Source organism: Mesotoga sp. B105.6.4 (genome assembly GCF_002896535.1).
Classification (GTDB): Bacteria; Thermotogota; Thermotogae; order Petrotogales; family Kosmotogaceae; genus Mesotoga.
In genome coordinates, this window is the sequence record NZ_JWIM01000067.1 from 1 (window position 1) to 1,838 (window position 1,838).

Sequence of the window (1,838 nt, forward strand, 5' to 3'; positions counted from 1 at the left end):
ATGACAGGAACTATCGTAATCTATTTCTCAATTTTGGGAATGCTCGTGGGGACGATTGGCATGATTCTCTCGAAGGACCTCATAAAGAAGATTCTCTCTTTAGGTATTGTGGAGACTTCGATAAACCTCATGTACACAGGAATCTCAGCAAGAAGTGGGATAATACCTCCCATAGTCAGCGGCGATTTTTCGAGTGCTTTCTACGCCGACCCCATACCTCAAGCAGTCATAATCACAGGGATTGTGATATCATTTGCCCTGCTTTGTCTTTCACTCGTATTCGCGATCATAATATACAACAGATACCACACAATGAACGTTGAGACGATCGAAATGATCTTCGAGAGGGAGAAACAGTGATCGCGCTCGTCTTTCTGCCCGTCCTGGGAGGAATTGTCTGTCTGGTGCTGAAAGACAGGAAGTCGGTCAGTCCGATTGTAGCGATTGTGACTACTTTTGCAAGTGGAAGCGTTCTTCCTTTCGTTATCTTTGAAGATGCTTCGATTATTCTTGGAAAGTGGGGTTCGCTTGGAATCGGTATGGCTGTCGATGAATTCGCAATTCCCTTTCTTTTGTCTACATTCATCGTGATGCTTGCGGTGATCCTGAATTCTATCAAGAGAGGCTATGACGGCTTCTTCTACGCCTTGATCCTCATACTTTATGGAACTCTGAATTCGATATTCCTTTCGAGGGACCTTTTCAGCATCTTCGTAACCATAGAACTCGCGTCGATTATTTCCTTCATTCTGATTTCCTACGAGAAAAAGCCCCGTCAGGCCTGGGCCAGCCTTAAGTATCTGCTCCTCTCTTCCCTAGGGCTGAACTTCTATCTACTGGGAATCGGGATTGTCTATATGGAGACGGGTTCATTTGCGATGGATAGTCTGGAACAGGTTTCAACTATCGCAACCGTTCTGATCTTCGGAGGACTGGCCGTGAAGTCCGGCCTTTTCTTTTTCTCCATGTGGCTTCCAGACGCTCATTCCAATGCGCCCATAGAAGTCTCTCCAATACTATCCGGCCTCATTGTCAAGCTTGACGTGTACCTGTCTATAAGGTTCATCACGTATTCCTCTTTCGGCTGGATGAGAGATACCTATATGATAATCGGCATCGTTAGCGCAATTGTCGGCGTTATCTTCGCCGTCAATTCAAAGAACGCCAAAAGGGTCCTCGCATACCATACTATATCTCAAGTTGGCTTCATGCTCGTAAACTGTGACAAGTCCTCTGCCTGGCACGGCTTTAGCCATGCAATATTCAAAACGCTACTCTTTCTGGTCGTCGGGAATATATCGGCTAGACTTGGTACAAAGGAGTATTCAAAGTGGTCGGGGAAGATCACAAAAGTCGAGTATGCCTTTCTTTTGATCGGTTCGCTTGCTATAGCGGGATTTCCTATGACATCCGGGTGTGTAACTAAAGAGATCATCATACACGGCGCTTGTTGTCCCTCATTGAAGATCCTGCTTCTTATTGCTTCCGCTGGAACGGCAATGAGCTTCTCGAAGTTTATCTTTCTCAAACCCGGTAAATCTTCCTCCTGGCCGGCCGCGAATACCGTTGCTGCTTACTCCATCTTGTCCGGAGTCATAATAATACACGGGATCATCGGTTTCGAAATATACATGTTCGAATCATTACTTACCGTTATCGCGGGAATGGCGGGGTATCTTCTGCTGCGCAAGTTCCTTAGACCTCTGCCGGTTTACTTCGAGAGAATCGATTCGGCACTTTCTTCTTATCTCATACTCTTTCTTATTTCGATCGTGCTGGCAATAATCCTCTCCTCTTGAAAAGGAGTATCGATTCCGCTATAATCGTCTTTGTAGGCG

2 protein-coding genes are annotated in these 1,838 nt (G+C 45.9%); both read left to right on the forward strand.

The window, feature by feature from the left end; all coding sequences use genetic code 11:
- A partial coding sequence (locus tag RJ60_RS12570) for a sodium:proton antiporter (RefSeq protein WP_099828491.1) occupies window positions 1-360 on the forward strand: 360 nt, incomplete at its 5' end.
- Window positions 357-1,799 carry a proton-conducting transporter membrane subunit gene (locus RJ60_RS12575; protein ID WP_099828492.1) on the forward strand — a complete coding sequence of 481 codons (1,443 nt, stop codon included), beginning with the start codon at window positions 357-359 and terminating at the stop codon, window positions 1,797-1,799. The genes RJ60_RS12570 and RJ60_RS12575, both read left to right, overlap by 4 nt.
- Window positions 1,800-1,838: the final 39 nt, after the last annotated feature.